This is a genomic window from Nocardioides sp. QY071, assembly GCF_029961765.1.
GTDB lineage: Bacteria > Actinomycetota > Actinomycetes > Propionibacteriales > Nocardioidaceae > Nocardioides.
Genome location: NZ_CP124681.1, coordinates 644,140 through 665,931, shown reverse-complemented (window position 1 = coordinate 665,931; position 21,792 = coordinate 644,140). Strand labels below are relative to the sequence as shown.

General features: G+C 69.5%; 23 protein-coding genes and 1 tRNA gene. 3 read left to right on the top strand and 21 right to left on the bottom strand.

The features are described from left to right. Window position 1 precedes the first annotated feature (1 nt). The 11 genes from QI633_RS03135 to rplJ all read right to left on the bottom strand — a co-directional run bounded on the left by QI633_RS03135 (window position 2) and on the right by rplJ (window position 11,227). A complete protein-coding gene (locus QI633_RS03135; RefSeq protein ID WP_282428041.1) occupies window positions 2-1,309 on the bottom strand; it encodes an MlaD family protein in 1,308 nt (435 codons plus the stop codon). Continuing rightward, complete coding sequence (locus tag QI633_RS03130) at window positions 1,306-2,772, bottom strand: MCE family protein (protein ID WP_141800428.1); 1,467 nt, start codon at window positions 2,770-2,772, stop codon at window positions 1,306-1,308. The genes QI633_RS03135 and QI633_RS03130 overlap by 4 nt, the downstream gene beginning before the upstream one ends. Continuing rightward, window positions 2,769-3,905, bottom strand: coding sequence for an MCE family protein (locus tag QI633_RS03125; protein ID WP_282428040.1), 1,137 nt, complete (start codon window positions 3,903-3,905; stop codon window positions 2,769-2,771). Before QI633_RS03125 ends, QI633_RS03130 begins: the two co-directional genes overlap by 4 nt. After that, complete coding sequence (locus QI633_RS03120; protein WP_141800429.1) at window positions 3,902-4,870, bottom strand: MCE family protein; 969 nt, start codon at window positions 4,868-4,870, stop codon at window positions 3,902-3,904. Before QI633_RS03120 ends, QI633_RS03125 begins: the two co-directional genes overlap by 4 nt. A gap of 13 nt (window positions 4,871-4,883) precedes the next feature. After that, window positions 4,884-5,927, bottom strand: coding sequence for an MlaD family protein (locus QI633_RS03115; protein ID WP_141800430.1), 1,044 nt, complete (start codon window positions 5,925-5,927; stop codon window positions 4,884-4,886). Next, complete coding sequence (locus QI633_RS03110) at window positions 5,924-7,171, bottom strand: MCE family protein (protein ID WP_141800431.1); 1,248 nt, start codon at window positions 7,169-7,171, stop codon at window positions 5,924-5,926. Before QI633_RS03110 ends, QI633_RS03115 begins: the two co-directional genes overlap by 4 nt. A gap of 7 nt (window positions 7,172-7,178) precedes the next feature. Beyond that, window positions 7,179-8,006, bottom strand: coding sequence for an ABC transporter permease (locus QI633_RS03105; RefSeq protein ID WP_141800432.1), 828 nt, complete (start codon window positions 8,004-8,006; stop codon window positions 7,179-7,181). Window positions 8,007-8,015: 9 nt separating this feature from the next. Next, the gene (locus QI633_RS03100) at window positions 8,016-8,798 is read right to left on the bottom strand and encodes an ABC transporter permease (RefSeq protein WP_141800433.1); all 783 of its coding nucleotides are present in this window, start codon (window positions 8,796-8,798) and stop codon (window positions 8,016-8,018) included. A gap of 53 nt (window positions 8,799-8,851) precedes the next feature. Further along, window positions 8,852-9,814, bottom strand: a complete 963-nt coding sequence (locus QI633_RS03095; RefSeq protein WP_141800434.1) for an ABC transporter ATP-binding protein — start codon at window positions 9,812-9,814, stop codon at window positions 8,852-8,854. Window positions 9,815-10,076: 262 nt separating this feature from the next. Then, complete coding sequence (gene rplL, locus QI633_RS03090) at window positions 10,077-10,469, bottom strand: 50S ribosomal protein L7/L12 (RefSeq protein WP_038676935.1); 393 nt, start codon at window positions 10,467-10,469, stop codon at window positions 10,077-10,079. Window positions 10,470-10,549: 80 nt separating this feature from the next. Continuing rightward, window positions 10,550-11,227, bottom strand: a complete 678-nt coding sequence (gene rplJ, locus QI633_RS03085) for a 50S ribosomal protein L10 (RefSeq protein ID WP_141800435.1) — start codon at window positions 11,225-11,227, stop codon at window positions 10,550-10,552. A 301-nt stretch (window positions 11,228-11,528) separates the two neighbouring features. Here rplJ and QI633_RS03080 point away from each other — a divergent pair, with 301 nt between their 5' ends. Further along, the gene (locus QI633_RS03080) at window positions 11,529-11,900 is read left to right on the top strand and encodes a nuclear transport factor 2 family protein (protein ID WP_141800436.1); all 372 of its coding nucleotides are present in this window, start codon (window positions 11,529-11,531) and stop codon (window positions 11,898-11,900) included. 49 nt (window positions 11,901-11,949) lie between these two features. Continuing rightward, window positions 11,950-13,230 (top strand): aminotransferase, encoded by a 1,281-nt coding sequence (locus QI633_RS03075; RefSeq protein WP_141800437.1) that lies wholly within the window; start codon window positions 11,950-11,952, stop codon window positions 13,228-13,230. Here the strand turns inward: QI633_RS03075 and QI633_RS03070 are convergent. From QI633_RS03070 to QI633_RS03035, 8 genes are all read right to left on the bottom strand, one after another. After that, the gene (locus tag QI633_RS03070; protein WP_282428039.1) at window positions 13,220-13,918 is read right to left on the bottom strand and encodes a DUF4232 domain-containing protein; all 699 of its coding nucleotides are present in this window, start codon (window positions 13,916-13,918) and stop codon (window positions 13,220-13,222) included. The two genes, QI633_RS03075 and QI633_RS03070, sit on opposite strands and share 11 nt — an antisense overlap. Before the next feature lie 123 nt (window positions 13,919-14,041). Next, window positions 14,042-14,755 carry a 50S ribosomal protein L1 gene (gene rplA / locus QI633_RS03065; protein ID WP_141800439.1) on the bottom strand — a complete coding sequence of 238 codons (714 nt, stop codon included), beginning with the start codon at window positions 14,753-14,755 and terminating at the stop codon, window positions 14,042-14,044. A 63-nt stretch (window positions 14,756-14,818) separates the two neighbouring features. Then, window positions 14,819-15,247: a 50S ribosomal protein L11 gene (gene rplK / locus QI633_RS03060; protein ID WP_141004427.1), complete on the bottom strand. Its 429-nt coding sequence runs from the start codon at window positions 15,245-15,247 to the stop codon at window positions 14,819-14,821. A gap of 125 nt (window positions 15,248-15,372) precedes the next feature. Further along, on the bottom strand, window positions 15,373-16,212 hold the full coding sequence (gene nusG / locus QI633_RS03055) for a transcription termination/antitermination protein NusG (RefSeq protein WP_282428038.1): 840 nt from the start codon (window positions 16,210-16,212) through the stop codon (window positions 15,373-15,375). Between the two features lie 47 nt (window positions 16,213-16,259). Further along, window positions 16,260-16,523 carry a preprotein translocase subunit SecE gene (gene secE, locus QI633_RS03050; RefSeq protein ID WP_160158354.1) on the bottom strand — a complete coding sequence of 88 codons (264 nt, stop codon included), beginning with the start codon at window positions 16,521-16,523 and terminating at the stop codon, window positions 16,260-16,262. A 59-nt stretch (window positions 16,524-16,582) separates the two neighbouring features. Next, a tRNA-Trp gene (locus QI633_RS03045) sits at window positions 16,583-16,655 on the bottom strand. 118 nt (window positions 16,656-16,773) lie between these two features. Then, on the bottom strand, window positions 16,774-17,457 hold the full coding sequence (locus QI633_RS03040) for a TetR family transcriptional regulator (RefSeq protein ID WP_282428037.1): 684 nt from the start codon (window positions 17,455-17,457) through the stop codon (window positions 16,774-16,776). A gap of 19 nt (window positions 17,458-17,476) precedes the next feature. Continuing rightward, the gene (locus QI633_RS03035; protein ID WP_282428036.1) at window positions 17,477-17,887 is read right to left on the bottom strand and encodes a hypothetical protein; all 411 of its coding nucleotides are present in this window, start codon (window positions 17,885-17,887) and stop codon (window positions 17,477-17,479) included. Between the two features lie 120 nt (window positions 17,888-18,007). On the opposite strand from QI633_RS03035, the gene QI633_RS03030 reads away from it, so the two are divergent. Beyond that, the gene (locus tag QI633_RS03030; protein ID WP_282428035.1) at window positions 18,008-19,030 is read left to right on the top strand and encodes an adenosine deaminase; all 1,023 of its coding nucleotides are present in this window, start codon (window positions 18,008-18,010) and stop codon (window positions 19,028-19,030) included. A 57-nt stretch (window positions 19,031-19,087) separates the two neighbouring features. Here the strand turns inward: QI633_RS03030 and QI633_RS03025 are convergent, their stop codons facing one another. Both QI633_RS03025 and QI633_RS03020 read right to left on the bottom strand, forming a co-directional pair. Next, window positions 19,088-20,110, bottom strand: coding sequence for a hypothetical protein (locus tag QI633_RS03025; protein ID WP_282428034.1), 1,023 nt, complete (start codon window positions 20,108-20,110; stop codon window positions 19,088-19,090). A 441-nt stretch (window positions 20,111-20,551) separates the two neighbouring features. Further along, a complete protein-coding gene (locus tag QI633_RS03020; protein WP_282428033.1) occupies window positions 20,552-21,664 on the bottom strand; it encodes a hypothetical protein in 1,113 nt (370 codons plus the stop codon). Window positions 21,665-21,792 lie beyond the last annotated feature (128 nt).

Here is a 21,792-nt window from a genome sequence, read left to right as displayed (position 1 = left end):
CTCACCGGGTGGACGGGTCGAGCAGCGGTTGGAGGTAGAGCCACTTCCACGAATCCTTCCCCAGCGACGGCGGCGCCACGTTACCGCGCGCGTCGGACCACGCCTGGTCCTGGGCCGTCACGCCCCACTCCAGCTCACCGGTTGTGGGGTCCACCCGCACGCCCACGTCGTAGCCCTGCACGCCCGGGGCGACCCGGGGCAGGTTCTGCGGTCCACGCGGGTTGCTCTTGGTGATCGGCTCGGTGCAGCCGACGTCGTCGGGCATCGGGGCGTTGCCGCGGTCGGACTCCGGGTTGCGGCGGGTCTTGAGGTAGCCGGCGTAGCAGGGGGTGCTGGTCGGCGACAGGATCAGGCCGAAGTGGGCGTCCCAGAAGCCGCTGCCGCCGTCCTGCTTGGACTTGCGACCCACGACGACCTGGCCCGCGCCGACGGCGTACGGGTAGACGACCAGCATCTGCTTGAGCGCGTCGAGGTGCTGGACGACGACCTCGCCGGTGGCGACCAGGTTGGCGAGCAGCTCACTGAGCTCGACGCCGTTCTGCTCCAGGAAGGTCCGCAGCTGGGTCGCGGCGACCGAGCCGGAGTCGATCACCTTGCGCAGCGCGGGGTCCGCGTCGGCGAGCGCCGAGCTGAACAGCGAGAGCTGCTGGGCGAAGGTCCGCAGCGACGACTCGGAGGCCACCTGGCCCTGCAGGACGGTGTTGCTGTCCTTGATCAGGGCGGTGGTCAGGTCGAAGTTCTCGTCGGCGGTCTCGATGAACGAGTTGCCGGTGTCGATGATCCGCTGGAGGTCGGGGCCGGTGCCGGCGAACGCCTCGCCGAGCTCGTGGACCGTGGTGCTCAGGGCCTCGCGGTCGACGCTGGAGACGGTGGCGGACAGGTCGCCGAGGAGCTTCTCGGTCGCGATCGGGGTCGCGACGTCGGTGATCTGGGAGCCCTCGCGCAGGTAGGGCCCGCCGTCCTTCTGCGGCTGCAGCTCGACGTACTGCTCACCGACGGCGGAGCGGTTGCCGACCAGCGCGCGGGTGTCGCTGGGGATCTTGTCCCACTTCTTGTCGATGTCGAGCTTCACGTCGACGCCCTCGTCGGTGAGCACGAGGTCGCCGACCGTGCCGATGCCGACGCCGCGGTAGGTCACCTCAGCGCCGGTGAAGATGCCGCCGGACACCGGGTAGTGGGCGGTGACCGTGTAGTCGCCGTCGACGACCATCCGGTCGAGCTTGGCATAGCGGGCGCCCACGAACGAGACGCCCAGCAGCGTGATGATCGCGAAGACGATGAGCTGGATGCGGGTACGACGGGTGATCACTTCGCCGGCCTCCCCTTCTGCTGCAGCTCGGTCTGCCGGCTCGCGACCAGGGGCGCGGCGTACAGGCCGACCAGGCTGGCGTCGTACGTCGTGTCGAAGTCGCGCCACATGTCGTCGGCCTCGCTGTGCCCGCCCGGGGCCGCTCGACCGAGGCCACCTCCGGTGAGCACGCTCGAGAGCAGGGTGCCGAGCGGGTCGCCGGCCGCGGCCGGGCTGCCGGCGGTGGCACCGGTCTTGGCATCGGCGGCCTGGCGGCAGAGCAGCTTGACGGCCTGGCAGACGTTGTCGATCAGCGCACCGGGCAGCTGAAGGCAGGCCGACGGGTTCGGCGGCGTCTGCAGGCAGCTCTGCAACGTCTGCGTGGCACCGGCACACAGCGTCTTCAGGTCGATCAGGACGTCGAGCGGCAGGTCCGGGAGCTCGTTGATCGGGATGCACGCGAGGTCGGGCAGCTTCAGGTTGCCGACGTCGAGCGCGAGGTCGATCGACAGGTTGACGTAGTCGCCCATGTGGAGGTTGCGGGCGACCTGCGGGTCACGGCCGACGGACTCGTCGATGAACGGGTAGGTCAGGAAGGTGCTGAAGCCCTTGGCGAAGTCGTCGCCGGCCTGGGAGATCTGGAAGAGCACCGGGTCGAGCATCTTGAGGGTGTCGACGGTGGCGGTCTTCGTGGTCTTGATGACCCGGACGCCGACGTCGCTGAGCTGGGTGAGGCCGTCGAGCATCTTGACCAGGTCGGCGCGCTGCCGGTCGAGCGACTCGAGCGCGCTGGGCAGCTCGTCCAACGCCCGGTCGATGCTCGCCTGGTGCTGCTTGGCGGTGACCGCGAGCCGGTTGACCGACTCGATGGCGCGGACGATGTCCTGCTTGCGCTGGTCGAGCTGGCCCATCAGCGACGAGACCTGGGTGAGCACCGACTTGGCGGAGTCCTCCCGGCCCTCGAGGGCGAGGTTGAGCTCGGTCGAGATGGTCTTGAGCTGGGCGATGCCGCCGCCGTTGAGGACCAGGCTGAGCGCGCCGAGCACCTCCTCGACCTCCGGGTTGCGTCCGCCGTCCTTGATCACGTCGCCGTCGGAGAGGCGACCCTGCGCGCCCGTGGTCGGGGGCGCGAGGGAGACGAACTTCTCGCCCAGGAGGCTGGTCTGGCGGATCGAGGCGACGGGGTTGTCGGGAAGGTCGACGTCCTTGCGCAGCTCGAGGGTGACCACGGCCTGGTAGCCGTCGAGGCGGACCTCGGTCACCTGGCCCACCGCGACGTCGTTGACCTTGACCGACGACTTCGGGACCAGGTCGAGGACGTCGTCGAAGCGGACGCTGACCGTGATCGGGTCCTTGCCGGTGTCGGCGCCACCGGGTAGCGGCAGCTCGTAGACGTCGAAGTCGCAGCCGGTGAGCAGCAGCGCGCCCGCGAGCAGCGCGACACCGGCCCGCAGGCGGGCGCGGAGGCCGGAGCGGCGGGTCATCGGTCCACCTCCACCAGTCCGTTGAGCGTCGGATCGTACGCCTGGCCGTACCAGGAGCCGGTGCCGAACGGAGCGCTGCGCGGCAGCAGCTTCTCGACCAGGTCGCAGATGTTGCCGTTGGCGTCGGCACCCGACACCAGGGCGCACACCACCGCCGACGGGTTGGACGTCAGCTCGTGCAGGATGTTGCCGAGGTTGGCGTTGGTGTCGAGCGTGGCGTCCTTGGGGTTGTACGTGTGGTACAGGTTCGTGATCGCCAGCGGACCGGCCTGCAGCAGCTCGTCGAGGGCGCCGCGCTGGCGGACCAGCACCTTGGCGACCCGGTTGACGTCGCGGATGTTGCGGCCCAGCACCGCGCGGTTGCGCTTGACGAACCGGGCGACCTGGTCGAGCGCCGTACCGAGGTTGGACAGGGCGGTGGTCAGCTCCTGGCGCTCGTCGGCCAGCAGCGTCGAGACGTCGCCGAGCGACTTGCTGAAGTCGCGCACCGTGGTGTCGTTGTCGGCGAGCGTCTTGAGGAAGGACTCGAGCTGCTTGGCCGACTCGAACAGGTCGTCCTTGTTGTTGTCGAGCGTCTCGCTCAGGCGCCCGAAGTCCTCGATCGTCTGGTGGAACTGGGCACCCTGGCCGCCGAAGTTCTTGGCGGTCTGCTCGAGGAGGTCGCTGAGCGCACCGTCCTTGTTGGCGCCCTCGGGACCGAGCGCGACGGTCAGCTTGTCGATGCTGCCGTAGATCTCGTCGAGCTCCAGCGGGATCGCGGTCTTGGTCGCGTCGATGACCGTGTTGTCGGCCATCACCTTGTCGCCGTCCTCGAAGGCCGGCGAGAGCTGGATGTAGCGGTCGCCGACCACGGAGGGCGACACGATGACGGCGTCGGCGTCGGCCGGCACCTTGATGTCGGACTTGTAGGCCATCACGACCTTGACCTTGGTGCCCTCGGGCACCACCTCGCGGACCTGGCCGACCGGGATGCCGAGGATCCGGACCTCGCTGCCCTCGTAGACCGACACGGCCCGCGGGAAGTACGCCGTCACGGTCTTGTCGTTGCTGCCGCTGCCGAGCATCCAGACCAGGCCGGTGACGACCAGGACCCCGATGACGGCGAGCGGCAGCCAGCGCCGCAGCCCGTTCACTGGCCCACCGTCCCGGGCACCGGCGGCAGGTTGAAGATGTAGGTGTCGAACCACGGCCCGTTGCCGAGCGTGCTCGCGAACACGCGGTAGAACGGCGCCATCAGGTGGATCGAGTCCTCAAGGTTGTCCTCGTTCTTCTTCACGACCTGCAGCACCGAGTCGAGGTGGTCGAGCGCGGGCTTGAGGTCGGCGCGGCTCTCCTTGATCAGGCCGGTCAACTTGGTGCTGAGCGTGCTCGTCGACACCAGCAGCCGGTGGATCTGCTCCTTGCGCTGCAGCAGCGCGGTGAACAGCGTGTCGGCGTCCTTCATCAGCGCCACGATGTCCTCGTCGCGCGAGTCGAGCACCGTGGAGACCCGGTTGAGGTTCTTGAGCAGCGAGTTGATCTCGTCGTCGCGCGAGGCCACCGTCTTGGCGAGCGCCGAGAGGCCGTCGAGCGCCGAGCGGAACTCCTCGGGCGTGTTGCGGGTCAGGTCGGCCAGCGTGGTCAGCGCGCCGGCGAGCTGGTCGGTGTCGATGTCGGCCGAGGTCTCGGCGAGGCCGGAGAACGCGTCGACGACGTCGTACGGCGAGCTGGTGCGGTCGACCGGGATGACCGAGCCCTCGGCCAGCTGGCCCTGACCGGCCGGGTCGAGTGCCAGGAACATCGAGCCGAGGATCGTCTTGACCTTGATGTCGGCGCGGGTCTCGTCGCCGAAGGGCGTGTCGGTCTTGATCTTGAAGGCGACCTTGACCGAGTTGCCGTCGAGCTCCATCGAGGTCACCTGGCCGACGCGGACACCGGCGATGCGGACCTCGTCCTTCGGCTTGAGCCCACCGGCCTCGGAGAAGGAGGCGTAGTAGGTGTCGCCGCCGCCGATCAGCGGGAGGTCGTTGGCCCGGAAGGCCGCGACCAGGCCGAGCAGGAGCACGGCGATGCTCACGGCACCGATCACCACGGGGTTGCGCTCGCGGAAGGGCTTCATCAGTGTCCTCCCCTCATCCGAGCGTGCAGCGGTCGGCGGTCGCGCCGTAGGTGGCGCTGACCGGGTTGTTGAGTCCGGGGACCTTGATGGTGGCCTTGAAGTGGCACAGGTAGAAGTTGAACCAGGAGCCGTAGGTCGCCGTGCGGCCGATCTTGGTGAGCTTGATCGGCAGTACCTGGAGCGCGCGGTCGATCTCCTGGCGGTTGTCGTCGAGCGTGCCGGCGACCTTCCGCAGCTCCTTGATGTCCTTGACGAACGGGTCCTTGATGTCGGTGACCAGCGCGGCGGTCTGCACCGAAAGGTCCGAGATCGAGTCGAGCGAGCCGAGGATCGCCTCGCGGTCGTCGTTGAGGCCGCCGACCAGGCTGCGGAAGCTGTCGATCAGGTTGGTGAGCTGCTTGTCGCGGTCGGCCACGTGGTCGAGGACGTAGTCGAGGTTGCTCAGCAGCTCGCCGATCACCTTGTCGCGGTCCGCGAGGGTCTGGGTGACCGACGCGGTGCTCGACAGCAGGCCCTCGACGGTGCCGCCCTCGCCCTGGAAGACCTGGACGATCTCGTAGGACAGCTTGTTGATGTCGTCGGGCGAGAGCGCCTGGAAGAGCGGCTTGAAGCCGTTGAACAGCACGGTCAGGTCGAGCGCCGGCTTGGTGCGGTCGACCGGGATCGCGGCATCCTCCTTGAGCTGCGCCCCGCCGTCGCCCTCCTGGGTCAGCGAGATGTAGCGCTGCCCGATCAGGTTGCGGTACTTGACCGTGGCGTGCGTCGCGTCGTCGAGCTTGGTGTCGGCGTCGACGGTGAAGGTGACCCGGGCGCGGTCGGCGTCGACGATCGCGACCTTCTGCACTGTGCCGACCTTGACGCCCGCGATCCGGATGTCGTCGCCCTTGTTGACGCCGGTGGCGTCGACGAAGTCGGCGGCGTACTCCTTCGTGGAGCCGAAGGACAGGTTGCCGATGGTGATGATGAGGACGCTCGTCGCGAGCGCCGTGGTCACCATGAACACGACCAGGCGGATCAGGTCGCCGCTGGTCTTCTTGTCGAGGCCGCGCACGCTCATCGGGCGCCTCCCGCGACGAGCGGACCGGTCAGCAGGACGGTGAGGTCGGCGTCGGTGCCGTACTCCTGGTCGAGCGCGCCGCGCAGGGCGGTCACGTCGTCGGGGCTGCCGGTGTAGCCGGTCGGCGCCGGGCGCAGGTTGCCCTTGCCGGTGTTGCCGTTCATGCCGTCGTTGAGGTGCGGCAGCGGCGGGAACGGGTTGTCCTGGCTCCACGGGATGTCCGGCAGGCCCAGGCAGTTGGGACCGCGGTCGTCGCCGAAGATCGGCCGGTCCGCCGGCGTGTACTTGCGCGGCTGGTCCTGCAGCGTCTCGAGCACGATGTGGAGCTCGAAGCCACGGAACGCCTCGGCCAGGCGGCCCTGGGCCTTGACGATGCCGGCCGACATGCAGGGGATGGTCGGCGCGTAGCGGGCGACGACCGTGAGAACCTGCGTGCTCAGCTCGCCGGCCCGCTTGAGGCGCTCGGCGTTGGCGTCGAGGAAGGAGCGCGCGGTGTCGGAGAAGCTGCGGATGTCGCGCAGCGTGGCGGTCAGCGCCGCCTCGCGCTCCTCGATGGTGCCGGTGGTCTTCACGGTGTCGTCGAGGATCTGGGCCACCTGGGGAAGGATGTCGGCGTACGTGTCGGACACCTCGGCGGTCAGCTTGAGGTCCTCGAGCAGGGCCGGGATCTGCGGGTTGAGCCGCTTGAGGTAGCCGTCGAGGGTCTCGAGGTTCTTGCCGAGCAGCTCGCCCCGGCCCTCGAGCGCGGTGGCGATCGCGGTCAGCGTCGCGTTGAGGTCGGCCGGCTGAACGGTCCGCAGCAGCGGGTAGAGGTCGGAGAGGACCTCCTCGAGCTCGGTCGACACCTCGGTGCGGTCGATGGTCGCGCCGGCGCGCATCGTGCCGCTGGGGCCGGTGTCGGGGACGACGAGCGAGACGTACTTCTCGCCGAACAGCGTCTTCGGCACGATCGAGCCGGTCACGTTGGCCGGGATCACGCCGATCTTGTCGGGGTAGATGCCGAGCTTGAGCTCCGCGCCGTCCACACCGGAGCTGGCGTCGAGCACCTCGCCGACGATCACGCCACGGACCTTGACGTCCGCGCGCGTGGGGAGCTGGAGGCCGATCGACGACGTCTTGAGGGTGACCTCGTCGTAGTCGGTGAACTTCTTGGTGAAGGTCGCGTAGGTGAGCCACACGCCGAGCACCAGCAGCGCCACGAAGATGACGCCGAGCGCCTTGTGGGCGGAGAGGATCTTGTCCATCAGCCGATCACCCCGCGAGCCTGACGGTGGTCGAGGCGCCCCAGATGGCCATCGACAGGAACAGGTCGATCACGTTGATCGCCACGATGCTGGTCCGCACCGCCTTGCCGACCGCGACGCCCACGCCCGCGGGCCCGCCCGAGGCGGTGTAGCCGTGGTAGCAGTGGATCAGGATCACGACCACCGCGAACACCAGCACCTTGCCGAAGGACCACAGCACGTCGCCGGGTGGCAGGAACTGGTTGAAGTAGTGGTCGTAGGTGCCCGACGACTGGCCGTAGAACTTCGTCACCACGAGCCTGCTGGCGACGTACGACGACAGCAGGCCCACGACGTACAGCGGCACGATCGCGATCAGGCCGCCGACGACGCGGGTGGTCACGAGGAACTGCATCGAGGGGATCGCCATCACCTCGACGGCGTCGATCTCCTCCGAGATCCGCATGGCGCCGAGCTGGGCGGTGAAGCCGCAGCCGACCGTGGCCGCGAGCGCGATGCCGGCGACCAGGGGGGCGATCTCACGGGTGTTGAAGTAGGCGGACACGAAGCCGGCGAACGCGGCCGTGCCGAGCTGGTTGAGCGCGGCGTAGCCGGACAGGCCGACCTGGGCGCCGGTGAAGAAGGTCATGCCGATGATGACGCCGACGGTGCCGCCGATGACCGCCAGCGCGCCCGACCCGAGGGTGACCTCGGCCAGGATCCGCAGGATCTCGCGCGGGTAGCGCTTGACCGAGCGCGGCAGTGCCAGCAGCACCTTGATGTAGAAGGACAGCTCGTGACCGAGGTTGTCCAGGCCCTTCATGGGCTTGTCGTAGATCGCCTTGATGCTCGCCATGTCCGCCCCCTAACCCGTCTTCGGGGGCACGACCTGCAGGTAGATCGTGCTCAGGGTGAAGTTGACGACGAACAGAAGCAGGAAGGTGATGACGACGGACTCGTTGACGGCGTCACCGACGCCCTTCGGTCCGCCGCCGGCGTTCATGCCCTTGTAGGCGGCCACTACCGCGGCGATGAGGCCGAAGACCAGCGCCTTGATCATGCCGATCCACACGTCGGGCAGCTGGGCCAGGGCGGTGAAGCTCGAGACGTAGGCGCCGGGCGTGCCGTCCTGCAGGATGACGTTGAAGACGTAGCCGCCGGCGACGCCGACGACGCTGACCATGCCGTTGAGGAACACGGCGACGAGCATGCAGGCGAGCACCCGAGGCACCACGAGGCGCTGGATCGGGTCGATGCCCAGCACCATCATGGCGTCGAGCTCCTCGCGGATCTTGCGCGCGCCGAGGTCGGCCGCGATGGCCGAGCCGCCGGCTCCCGCGATCAGCAGTGCGGTCGCGATCGGGCCGGCCTGCTGGATGACCGCGAGGACCGAGGCGGATCCGGTGAAGGACTGGGCGCCGAACTGCTTGATCAGGCCACCGACCTGCAGTGCGATGACAGCACCGAACGGGATCGCGACGAGGGCGGTCGGGATGATCGTGACCGACGCGATGAACCAGGCCTGCTGGATGAACTCCCGGCCCTGGAACGGACGACGGAACAGCCCGCGGCCCACGTCGAGCGCGAAGGCGAACAGCTTGCCGGCGGTCCCGAGCGGGGCGACCACGCGCGCAGCAGTGAGCGACACCTACCGCCCCTTTCCTTGTCCTTGTGTGCCGTTCCTCCGGGTGTGCTGCTCGTTCAGTGCTGCTGGCTGCCCGACGCGTGCTCGGCCTCGCGGGTGAACGAACCGGGGGGCGGGGTGACGCCGTTGGCCCGGCACCAGGCGCCGGGCGCGGCCTGCGCACGGCGTGGGATGCCGTTGGAGGGCTCCATCTGCAGCGGGATCGGCGGCAGCGGCGGCAGGTCCATGTCCTTCTCGGCTGCCAGCTGGTCGGCGTCCTTCTCCTCCGACATGCCGATCGGCCCGATCGTCTGCGCGTTGAGGAACTGGCGCACGACGGGCTCGTCCGAGGACAGGAGCATCTCGCGCGGGCCGTACATGGCCAGGTGCTTGTGGTAGAGCAGGCCGATCTGGTCGGGGACCACGCGGACGCTGTGGATGTCGTGCGTGACGATCAGGAAGGTCGCGTCGATCTGGGCGTTGAGGTCGACGAAGAGCTGGTTGATGAACGACGTGCGCACGGGGTCCAGGCCGGAGTCGGGCTCGTCGATCAGCAGGATCTCGGGGTCGAGGACCAGCGCGCGGGCCAGGCCGGCACGCTTGCGCATACCGCCGGAGATCTCGCCCGGGAGCTTCATCTCCGCGCCGAGCAGACCGACCATGTCCATCTTCTCCATGACGATGTCACGGATCTGGGACTCGCTCTTCTTGGTGTGCTCGCGCAGCGGGAAGGCGACGTTGTCGTAGAGGTTCATCGAGCCGAACATCGCGCCGTCCTGGAACAGCACGCCGAACAGCTTACGGATCTCGTAGAGCTCCTTCTCGGAGCAGGAGGCGATGTCGGTGCCCTCGATGACGATCGAGCCCTCGTCGGGCTTGATCAGGCCGATCAGGGCCTTGAGGAAGACGGACTTTCCAGTGCCCGACGGGCCCAGCATCACGGAGATCTCGCCTGCCGGAAGGGTCAGCGTCACACCCTTCCAGATCAGCTGCTTCCCGAACTGCTTCGTCAGGTTGGTGACCTGTACGTCGACGCCCATGTTGAACCCTCTCCCTACGTCCGCTCGCCGGCCCCGGCTGCGAAGGAACAACGCAACCGCGTGGCGCACGTTACGCGGCAACCGTGGCATGCGTCACGCGTACCCGGACACCGAGACCCGAAAGGTACTGGCGAGTAGCACCTAGCGTCCAACTCGCGAGTAGTGGTAGCGGGGCGGTCCGCACGGACGAGAAATGGCACGAGGCCGGCAGAGCAGCTGCTCTGCCGGCCTCGTGACCGGAGTGAGTCGTCTCAGGGACGGGTCACTTGAGGGTGACGGTGGCGCCGGCGCCCTCGAGGGCCTCCTTGGCCTTGTCAGCGGCCTCCTTGTTGACCTTCTCCAGGATCGCCTTCGGGGCGCCCTCGACGAGGTCCTTGGCCTCCTTGAGGCCGAGGGAGGTCAGCGCGCGGACCTCCTTGATGACGTTGATCTTCTTGTCACCAGCGGCCTCGAGGATGACGTCGAACTCGTCCTGCGCGGCGGCCTCCTCGGCACCGCCCGCGGCACCGCCGGCGGCGGGGGCAGCGGCAACGGCAACGGGGGCAGCGGCGGTGACGCCGAAGGTCTCCTCGAACTGCTTCACGAACTCGGAGAGCTCGATGAGGGTCATCTCCTTGAACGCGTCGAGGAGCTCGTCGGTGGTGAGCTTCGCCATGGTGGCGGTTCCTTTCTCAGGTGGTCGGCGTGCGTACGTCGCGCGCCGGCCGGGTTTCAGGTGGTGGTGACGCCGGGGCCTCAGGCCTCGGCGGTGTCGCCCTCGTCAGAGGCGGCCTCGGCGGCGGGCTCCTCAGGAGCCGCCTCCTCGGCGGGTGCCTCGTCAGCGGGGGCCTCGGCCTCAGCGGCCGGAGCCTCCTCGGCGGCGACCGGCGTACCGGCACCACCTGCGAGGATCGAGGGGTCCTCCTGGGCCTTCGCCTCCAGGGCACCGGCGAGCCGGGCAGCCTGGGCGAGCGGGGCGTTGAGGAGGTAGACGGCCTGGCTGAGCGAAGCGAGCATGGCGCCCGCGAGCTTGCCCAGGAGCACCTCGCGCGACTCGAGATCGGCCAGCTTGGCGATCTCCTTCGCGTCGAGGAGCGCGCCGTCGAGAACGCCACCCTTGATGACCAGGGTGGGGTTCGCCTTGGCAAAGTCACGCAGACCCTTGGCGGCCTCGACGACGTCGCCCTTGATGAAGGCGATCGCGGTCGGACCGGTGAGGAGCTCGTCGAAGCCCTCGATGCCCGCCTCCTTGGCGGCGAGCTTGGCCAGCGTGTTCTTGACCACGGCGTAGTTGGCGTTCGCACCGAGGGAGCGGCGAAGGTCCTGCAGCTCCTTGACGGTGAGACCGCGGTACTCGGTCAGCACAGCGCCTGCGGACTCGCTGAAGGACTCAGCGATCTCCGCGACGGCGGCCTGCTTGTCTGCCCGCGCCATGGGTCTCCTTCCGGATGGAAGACCGCTGCGAAGTCTCCGCCAAATGACGGACGCCCCGAGCGCAGGCGCTCAGGGCGTGGACCTCGCGCGTGACGCGCTCGGTGTTGCTCTGATCCCCTGCGCAGGCCGTCCGCCTCTCGGCGGAACCTTCGGTCAGGGCTCGGAGCCCGGACGACCGGCGGTCTAAAGGTTTCAGTGGACAACGGTACGGCGGCAGCCCGCCCGCGGCCAAATCGGGGAGTGGTCCCGGCGATCGGGACCGGCCGCCCGTCCTCCACCGTGCTCGGCCGACGATGCGGGCATGACCGCAGACATCCGCGCCACCGTCGTCCGCTACCTCGACCTGGTCGCGAACGCGACCAGTGGCGCGCAGATCGCCGCCCTGTACGCCGCCGACGCCACCCTCGAGGACCCGGTGGGCTCGCCGGCTCGCAAGGGCACCGACGAGATCGCGGCGTTCTACGAGGTGCTGACCACCCGGCAGCGCAGCACCGAGCTGCTCGCGATCCGGGTCGCCGGCAGCGAGGCGGCGTTCACCTTCCGGGTCGTGTCGGGCGCCGGCGCGGAGCAGTCGGTGATCGAGCCGATCGACGTGATGACCTTCTCCGAGGACGGCCTGATCACGAGCATGCGGGCGTTCTGGTCGCCGGCCGACGTGCACCGCGGGGCTTGAGTCGCGGACCGGGCGCGCGTGTCGCGCGCGGACTTGGCACGATGGTCCCGTGACCTCCTCCGCGACGCCGCTGTCCGCCCTGTCCGCCGACGACCTCGCCGCGCGCCTGACGACGGTGCGCGCCGCCTACGACGAGCTGAAGGCGCGGGGTCTCAAGCTCGACCTCACCCGGGGCAAGCCCGGCGCCGACCAGCTCGACCTGTCCAACGACCTGCTCGGCCTGCCGTCGTCGTACCGCGACCGCTCGGGCGCGGACGTGCGCAACTACGGCGGGCTCGAGGGCCTGGTGGAGATGCGCGAGATCTTCGCCGACCTGCTGGGCGTCGACGTCGCGAGCGTCGTGTGCGGTGGCAACTCCAGCCTCACGATGATGTACCAGGTGCTCACCGCGCTGCTGCTCAAGGGCGGCCCCGACTCGCCGCGGCCGTGGTCGCAGGAGCCGGTCGTGAAGTTCATCTGCCCGGTGCCCGGCTACGACCGTCACTTCACGATGCTGGCCGAGCTCGGCATCGAGATGCTGAGCGTCCCGATGAACGCCGACGGCCCCGACGTGCAGGCCGTGCGCGCCCTCGTCGACGACCCGGCCGTCAAGGGCATGTGGATCGTGCCGACGTACGCCAACCCGACGGGGGCGGTCTGCTCGGCCGAGGTCGCCGCCGAGCTGATGGCGATGCCGACCGCGGCGCCCGACTTCCGGATCCTGTGGGACAACGCGTACGCCGTGCACCACCTCACCGACGAGGAGACCAAGAGCGCCGACGCGCTGGGGCTGGCCGCCGCCTCGGGTCACCCGAACCGGCCGATCATGTTCGCCTCGACCTCGAAGATCACCTTCGCCGGCGCGGGCGTGGCCGCGCTCGCGGCCTCGCCCGAGAACAAGGCGTGGTACCTCGAGCGGCTCGGCTTCGCCGCCATCGGCCCCGACAAGGTCAACCACCTGCGCCACGTCGAGTTCTTCGGCGACGCCGACGGCGTGCGCGCCCACATGCGCAAGCACCGCGACCTGATCGCGCCGAAGTTCGCGGCGGTCGAGGACGCCCTGTCCTCGCGGCTGGGCGGCCTGGGGATCGCCGAGTGGACCGTCCCCACGGGCGGCTACTTCGTGAACCTCGACGTCCTCGACGGTACGGCGACCCGCGTGGTCCAGCTCGCCAAGGAAGCCGGCATCGCGTTGACGCCCGCCGGCTCGGCGTTCCCCCACGGCAACGACCCGCGAGACCGCAACATCCGCCTCGCGCCGACCTTCCCCGTCCTCGACGAGGTCGAGGCCGCGATGGCCGGGGTGGCCGTGTGCGTCGAGCTGGCCGCGCTGGAGAAGCTCACCGCCTGAACGGGGTCAGCCGCACGGTCGTCAGCGGCCCGATGTCGAGCGGCGGAGCGTCGGCGGCGTCCCCGGCGAGACGCGCGGGCAACGCGACCGGTACCTGACCGCGCGCCAGCTGGAGGACGAGCAGCGACACGTGCTCGGACTCGGCACCGGCCAGGTCACCGGTCCACTCGAGGTCGCTGGTCGCCTGCTCCCCCGGCGCCAGCCGGACCGGGTCGGCCGGCGCGCCGGAGGCGCCCGGCCCGATCTCGTTGACGAAGGTCGTGCCCCACGCACCGCGGGCGCCGACGCCGGGCACGCCCTCGACCACGCACGGCTCGTGGCCGCTGTTGCGCACCACGAGCCGGCTGTAGCGGTGGCCCGCCGCCTGGTCGAAGCCCTCGAGGGTGACCGCAACCCGGTCGGCGGTGCAGTGGTCCGGCCCGGCGGCCGTGGCCAGGGTGCGCAACAGTGCCGTGAGCGCCGCGTCGTCGAGCTCGACGTCGGGCGTCGGCGTGGGCCCGTCGGGGCTCTCGTCCCAGCCAGGCGCGAGCTCCTCGTGCCCCGGCGCGGCGGTCGTCGCGGAGGGTTCCGGCACCGGCGCGCGGGTCGTCCCGGGCACCGGATCGGCCTCGGCCCCGGGCTCGAGGGTGCAGGCGGAGAGGACCGACAGCACGGCCGCGAACGCGAGCGACCCGAGAACACGCCTCACGCCGCACACCCTAGGCCGGCACCGGAAATGCCGACGCCCGCCGTCCCCCGAGGGGAGCGGCGGGCGTCGGGTCTCGAGACGGTCGCTGCGCGACCTCCTCGACCACCGAGTCTCAGAGAGGAATCAGGCCTCGTCCTCGACCGCGACGTTCTTGACGCGGTTGGGGTCGACCTGGACGCCGGGGCCCATGGTCGTGGAGACGGTGACCTTCTTCAGGTAGCGGCCCTTGGAGCTGGCCGGCTTGAGCCGCAGCACCTCGTCGAGGGCGGCGGCGTAGTTCTCGGCGAGCTGCTGCTCGGAGAACGAGGCCTTGCCCACGATGAAGTGGAGGTTGGCGTGGCGGTCGACGCGGAACTCGATCTTGCCGCCCTTGATGTCGGTCACGGCCTTGGCCGGGTCCGGCGTCACGGTGCCGACCTTCGGGTTCGGCATGAGGCCACGGGGACCGAGCACGCGGCCGAGACGGCCGACCTTGCCCATCAGGTCCGGGGTGGCGACCACGGCGTCGAAGTCGGTCCAGCCGCCGGCGACCTTGTCGATCAGGTCGTCGCTGCCGACGAAGTCGGCGCCGGCCTCGCGGGCGGCGTCGGCCTTGTCGCCGTTCGCGAACACGAGGACGCGAGCGGTCTTGCCGGTGCCGTGGGGCAGGTTGACGGTGCCGCGGACCATCTGGTCGGCCTTGCGCGGGTCGACACCCAGGCGCATGACGACGTCGACGGTCTCGTCGAACTTCTTCTTGCTGGCGGCCTTGGCGATCTTGATCGCGGCCAGCGGCGCGTAGAGCTCGTTCTTGTCGAACGTCTCGGCAGCCGCGCGGTAGGTCTTGCTGCGCTGCATGGTGATTCCTTAAGTCGGAGAGGAGGTGTGGTCAGCGGGCCAGCGCGGCCCTTCCACGGTCTTTCAGTCGACGGTGACGCCCATGGAGCGCGCAGTGCCCTCCACGATCTTCATCGCGGCGTCGATGTCGTTGGCGTTGAGGTCGGGGAGCTTGGTCGTCGCGATCTCGCGCACCTGGTCCTTGGTCAGCTTGCCGACCTTCTCCTTGTGCGGGACGCCCGAGCCCTTCTGGAGGCCGGCGGCCTTCTTGATCAGCTCCGCGGCCGGCGGGGTCTTCGTGATGAAGTCGAACGTCCGGTCCTCGTAGATGGTGATCTCGACGGGGATGACGTTGCCGCGCATGGACTCGGTCTGGGCGTTGTACGCCTTGCAGAAGTCCATGATGTTGACGCCGTGCGGACCGAGCGCGGTACCGACCGGCGGAGCCGGGGTGGCCGAACCGGCCTGCAGCTGCACCTTGACCAGTGCGGCGATCTTCTTCTTGGGAGGCATTCCTCTATCTCTTTCTTCTCGTGGTCATGACGAGACGCACGTCGTACGTCTCTGCCACCTGCGCTGCCGGCGCGTCGACCGGGCAACCCAGACATTCTTCCCCGCCGAGGCGGGGACGGCGAAATTCAGACCCGCTGGATCTGGGAGAACGAGAGCTCGACCGGGGTCTCGCGGCCGAAGATCTCGACGAGCGCCTTGACCCGCTGGGCCTCGGCGTTGATCTCGGTGATCGTCGCGTGGAGCGTGGCGAACGCGCCGTCGACGATGAGGACGGAGTCGTTGACGTCGAAGTCGGCGACCTCGATCGGCTTCTTGGCCGGCGTCACAGCGGAGCCGGGGGTGCTGGCCGCGGCGGCCTCGGCCTCGGCGGCAGCAGCGGTGACCACGGCCGGGGCGAGCATCTTCTCGACCTCGTCCATGCTCAGCGGCACCGGCTGGTGGCTGTGACCGACGAAGCCGGTGACCGACGGGGTGTGCCGTACAGCGGCCCAGGACTCGTCGGTGAGGTCCATCCGGACCAGGACGTAGCCGGGGAGAACGGTGCGCTTGACCATCTTGCGCTGGCCGTTCTTGATCTCGGCGACCTCCTCGGTGGGGACCACGATCTCGTGGATGTAGTCCTCCATGTTGAGGGAGTGGATCCGGTTCTCGAGGTTCTGCTTCACCCGGTTCTCCATGCCGGAGTAGGTGTGCACCACGAACCAGTCACCGGGCTTGGCCCACAGCTCACGACGGAACGCCTCGAGCGGGTCCTCGTCGGCCTGCTCCTCGGCGGGCTCGTCCTCGTCGGCGTCGTCGGCGTCGTCCTCGTCGGCGTCGTCGGCGTCGTCGGCCAGGTCGGCCTCGACGGTCTCCTCGAGGGCGGTGTCCTCCGCGTCCTCGACGTCGGCGACGTCGTGGGCCGCCTCGGCGAGCGCCTCGTCAGCCTGGGCCGGGTCGTACTGCTCGGACACGTGCTGCTCCATCAGTTGAGAGAAAAATCAGGTCAGCCGACGCGGGTGCGCGCCGGCGCTCAGATGTCGTCGGCGCCGGTGAAGATCTCGAACGCGAGCTTTCCGAGCGCGAGATCGAGGACCGACACGAGGGCGATCATCACGAGGACGAAGGCGATGACGACTACGAAGTAGGTGCCGAGCTGCTCCCGCGTCGGCCAGACGACCTTGCGGAGCTCGGCCACGACCTGGCGGTAGAAGGTCACCGGCCCGGTGCGGTTCTCGGGCTGCTTGCCACCCGAGGAGTCCTTGCGGCCTCCACGGACTGCCGGAGCATCCGCCACGCTGCTCACCTTCTCCTTGTCAGCAGCCGACCGTCCGGCCGGCTGGTCGTCACGTCTTGCAGGGCACGAGGGACTTGAACCCCCAACCTTCGGTTTTGGAGACCGATGCTCTGCCAGTTGAGCTAGTGCCCTCCGCGGCTTCTCCCCGCCCACGCCGTCCGGCCGAAGGGCGCGACCGAGCATGGGGGAAAGATCCACCGGGGAGCACTCTACAGATGCACCGGGTGCCGACCAAAGTACGGACCGGTTCCTAACCGGGGCCCGGGCCCCGGATCGCGTCGAGCAGTCCGAGGACGTCGTCGACGACGCCGCGCAGCACCGGCAGCCGGCTCATCCGGACCAGTCGGTCGACGAGCGGTACGACGCCCCGGGCCAGCGTCCGCGAGCGCTGCTGGCCCGGGCTGCCGTCGTACACCCAGAACAGGACGACGCCCATCTGCAGCAGCCAGAGCAGCTCGGGCAGGCGACCCTCGAGGCGGCGCGACACCTTCGCGTCCGAGCCCGCCAGCAGGCGGCGCATCAGGGCGATGCTGCCGTCGCGGGCCGGCGCGGACTCGGGACTGAACGGGGACAGCGGGCTGGCGGGGTCGGCCGCGTTGCGGAAGAACTGCGCCGCGAAGGCGTGGTGCGGCTCCGCGATGTCGAGCCAGGCCTCGAGGCTGCCCCGGAGCCGGCCCGCGAAGCCGGACTCCTTCGCCAGCACCGCCTCGACGGCCGCCTCGTGCTCGGCCAAGAGCTCGTCGTAGAACGCTTGGACGAGGTGCTCCTTGGAGGCGAAGTAGTAGTACGCGCTGCCGAGCGAGACGCCCGCGCCCTTGGCGACGGCCCGCATCGTGGTGCGGTCGTAGCCGTCCTCGCGGAAGAGCTGCAGCGCCGTCGCGAGGATCGTCGCGCGGGTCTGGGCCGCCTTGGGCGTCAGCGGGGAGTCCGGCACGATGCCCACCCTAGAGACCTCAGCGCGGGGACATGGGGTACGCCGGGACGCCGTACTGCGTCGTCGGGGGCATCGGCGTCATCTGGTCCAGGCGGTGCCGGCGGCGCAGCCGGTTGAAGACGTAGACGTTGAAGAAGTGCAGCACGCCGAGGGTCAGCAGCACCACGCCGACCTTGACGCTCAGCACGTCGAACACGTCCTCGGCGCTGTTCGAGACGCCGCTGCGCAGGTAGAGGGAGACGAAGCCCAGGTTGAGCAGGTAGAAGCCGACGACGAGCAGCCGGTTGACCGCGTCGGCGAGGGCGTCGTCTCCACCGAAGACGTCGGCCAGGAACACCCGGCCGTTGCGCGAGAGCGTGCTCGCGACCCAGATGGTCAGCGGGACGGTGATGACGAGGTAGCCGACGTAGCCGGCGATGGTCCAGCTCATGGCGGACCCCTTTCTTGAACGTGTTCAAAACCCTGACGGGATGGACTCTAGGTCATGTTTTGAACGTGTTCAAGTCTTCCCTCCGGACGGCCCAGACAGGCGTCCTCCTAGGATGTCCGCGTGCGGGATCTCAAGGCGTTGCCCAAGGCGCACCTCCACCTGCACTTCACCGGCTCGATGCGCCACGCGACCCTCCTGGAGCTGGCCGCCCGCGACCGGATCCACCTGCCCGACGCGCTCGTCGAGGAGTGGCCGCCGCAGCTGACCGCGGCCGACGAGAAGGGCTGGTTCCGCTTCCAGCGGCTCTACGACGTCGCGCGGTCCGTGCTGCGCACCGAGGCCGACGTACGCCGGCTCGTGCTCGAGGCCGCCGAGGACGACGTGGCCGACGGCGGCCGGTGGCTGGAGATCCAGGTCGACCCGAGCGGGTACGCCGCCCGCTTCGGCGGCATCACCGCCTTCACTGACCTGGTGCTCGACGCCGTGCACGACGCGTCGGCCCGCACCGGCCTCGGGATCGCGGTGGTCATCGCCGCCAACCGGACCCGCCACCCGCTCGACGCCCGCACCCTGGCCCGCCTCGCGAGCCAGTACGTCGACCGCGGCGTCGTCGGCTTCGGGCTCTCCAACGACGAGCGCCGCGGCCGTACCTCCGACTTCGCGGCCGCCTTCGCCATCGCCGAGCGCGCCGGCCTGCTGCTCGCGCCCCACGGCGGCGAGCTGCGCGGGCCCGAGCACATCCGGGTGTGCCTCGACGACCTGCATGCGGGCCGCCTCGGGCACGGCGTACGCGCGGCCGAGGACCCCGCCCTGCTGGCCCGCATCGTCGACGCCGGCGTGGCCCTCGAGGTCTGCCCGGTGTCCAACGTGGCCCTCGGCGTCTACAGCGACCTGACCTCGGTCCCGCTGCCCACCTTGCTGGACGCTGGCGCCACGATCGCCCTCGGCGCCGACGACCCGCTGCTGTTCGGCTCGCGCCTCGCGGGGCAGTACGCCACGATGCGTGCCGCGCACGACCTCGACGACGAGCGGCTCGCCGAGCTCGCGCGGATGTCGTTCCGCGCCAGCCGGGCGCCGAAGGACGTCGCGGACGCAGGGCTGGCCGGCATCGACGCGTGGCTCGCCGGGGAGTCGGAGCGCTGACCTGGACGCACTGCGGGCCCGGCCGATGGCCGGGCCCGCAGACGTCTCAGGCGAGGATCAGGAGCAGGCCAGGTAGGACCTGGTGACCGTGACCTTCTTGCCGTTCTTCAGGGTGATCGTCGCGACCACCTCGGCGGCAGAGGACGGCGCAGCCGGAAGAACGAGGGTGCGCTTCTTCAGCTTCTTGCCCTTGAGCTTCGCCACCTTGGCACCGTTGACGTTGATCAGGACCTGCTTGGCCTTCTTCTTGGCCTTCTTCGTGATGGCTGCAGTCACGTTGCCGGTCGCGCAGTCACGGGCTGCGAACTGGGCGTAGCCCTTGCCCTTCCCGGTGAGCACGGTGGCCGAGCCGAGCGGCTGCAGCTCGATCTTGAAGGTCGCAGCGTACGACCGCGAACCCTCGTCGGCACCGTCGGCCTCCGCGCTCGCCGACGCGGAGAAGTAGAAGTAGGCCTCGCCCGCGGGGATCAGCGCGCTGGCACTGGCCGAGCCTCGCTTGCCCGCGGCGATCTGTGCTCCGCCGTCCGAGCCGCCGAAGGAGACGCCGCCGTAGCCACTGCCATCGCCGTTGACGGTCAGCGTCACCCACATCGGCTGGGTCAACACGAGTCCACCGGAAGCGCCGGCCTCGCTGTTGACGTTGGTGTCACACTTCGTCGAAGCGCCCTGCGAGATCGCCGACGCCGTCGCCTGCGCCGAGCCGGTGATGGTCGTGGGAGCCGTTCCGCCCGTGAATGGGGTGGACGACACGGTCGCAGAGCCGCTTGCGCTCACGTTGACCTTGTCCGCCGCGTTGTTCGGGTCAGTGTAGGTGCCTGCGGCGCTCACGCTGCGACTGACGGGAACGCCGTTGTCGCTCCACACGACTGAGTCGTCGACGTCCACCACGCCGGTCTCGTCACAGTTGACCCAGTGGTCGACGTCGTCGTCGTAGTACTCCGAGTAGGAGTTCACGCTGGCGCCGACGGTCGGGTCGGCGATCACCGCATGTGCGGGCGCCGGGATGCTGGCCATGCCCGCGGCCGCCAGCGCGCCCAGGGCGAGTCCGACGGCGCTGCGTCGGACGAGAAGTCGCTTCATCAATAGCTCCTCGAGAGGGGTTCGACGGCGCCTCGGTCGGCGTCGTCAGGGAGTCATCTCGGGACGCTAGTGATCTGCGCGAGCCGGCGACGGACCATTCGCGCTTTCTTTACTTTCATCGGCACCCTCGGATCCGAGGGTGCTGGTGAACATGAGCAGGTGAGGAGCAGGCCTGGTACGACCGCTTGATCGTGGCCTTCTTGCCGTTCTCGAGCTTGACCTGGACGGTGACCTCGACGGCGGCGCCGCGGGCGGCGGGTACGACGAGCGTGCGGGGCTTGAGCTTCCTACCCTTGAGCTTGGCGCCGGTCGCGGCGCCGCTCCACGGCTGCGGGCCGTCGCCGACCTGGCCCCAGTCGAGGGCGGCGTGGGCGGAAGCGGGCCCGGTCGGTCTCGACCGGGCCCGCTGGAACGCCGGATGTCGCCCGGCGAATCACCCGCTCACTTGCAGGGGAGGTACGACCTCGTCGCCTGCACCCGCCGGCCGTTGGCGAGCGTGATCTTGACCTTCACCTTGACCGTGCCGGTGAGAGAGGTCGGGACCGTGATCGTCTTGGCCTTCGGGTGCTTGCCCTTGAGCTTCTTGCCCTTGAGGACCGGGCCCTTGGCGCCGTTGATGCGGACCGCCACGCGCTTGGCCTTCTTCACGGTCTTCTTGCTGAGGTTGACCGCGATGTTGCCGGTGGCGCAGTCGCGCTCACCGAACTGGACCTTGGACGCGCCCTTCCCGGTGGCCGGGGTGGCCGTGCCGGGCTTGGAGAACTCGATCTTGAAGCTGCCGGTGGACGTTGCGCTGCCGCCGACCGCGTCGGTCGCGGCGGGCTGCAGGCCCGGGACCTTCCGCACGGGCAGGTCGCTGTCGGTCCCGGCGAAGGCGAGGGAGCCGAAGAGCACGCCGTAGTCGCCGGCCGGGAGCAGCGTGCTCGAGGTCGCGGTGCCGCGGTCGCCCGCCGACACCGAGAGACCGTCGCCGCCGAAGCCGCCGAACAGGCCCTCCCACGAGCCGAAGAAGGAGTCGACGCTGCCGATGCCGACGATGCTGGTGCCGACGGACTGCCCCTGGTGCTGGCCCTGACCAGTGGCGCTCACGGTGATCCAGGTCGGCTGGGTGAGCGTGAAGACGCCGGTGGCCATCGCGAGTGCCTGCGTGGTGACCTCGCACTCGGTCTCCGCCCCGGACGGCAGGGCGGAGGCGGTCGCGGTGGCCGTGCCGGTGATGGTCGCCGGGCCGCTGCCGAGCGGGGAGGCGGTGATCGAGGCGTTCGTCGACGTCTTCGCGGCGACGGAGTCGCCCTCACCGGCGGTGAAGGTCCCCGAAGCCGACGTGGACTTCGACACCGGGACGTTGTCGTCGGCCCACGAGGCGATGTCCTGGTCGTTCCAGTCGCCCTCGCCCTCGCCTTCGCAGTTGTACGAGTAGATGCTGTACTGGCCGCCGATCTGCGGCTCCTCGACCTTCGCGTGGGCGGCAGAGGGGACGCTGACGAGACCGAGGCCCGCCAGCGCGCCGAGCGAGATGCCGGCGACCACGCGCCGAGCAGAGACATTCTTCATCCGAGACACTCCTCGAAAACACGACGGCACGGGGGGAGCACCGCCTCGTAGTTCGCAGGCTAGGACCAAAGTCCCGCTCTCGTGGATGGTTTGGCAGTTTTGTCGCCCGGGCCTTCACCCGGGCGCGA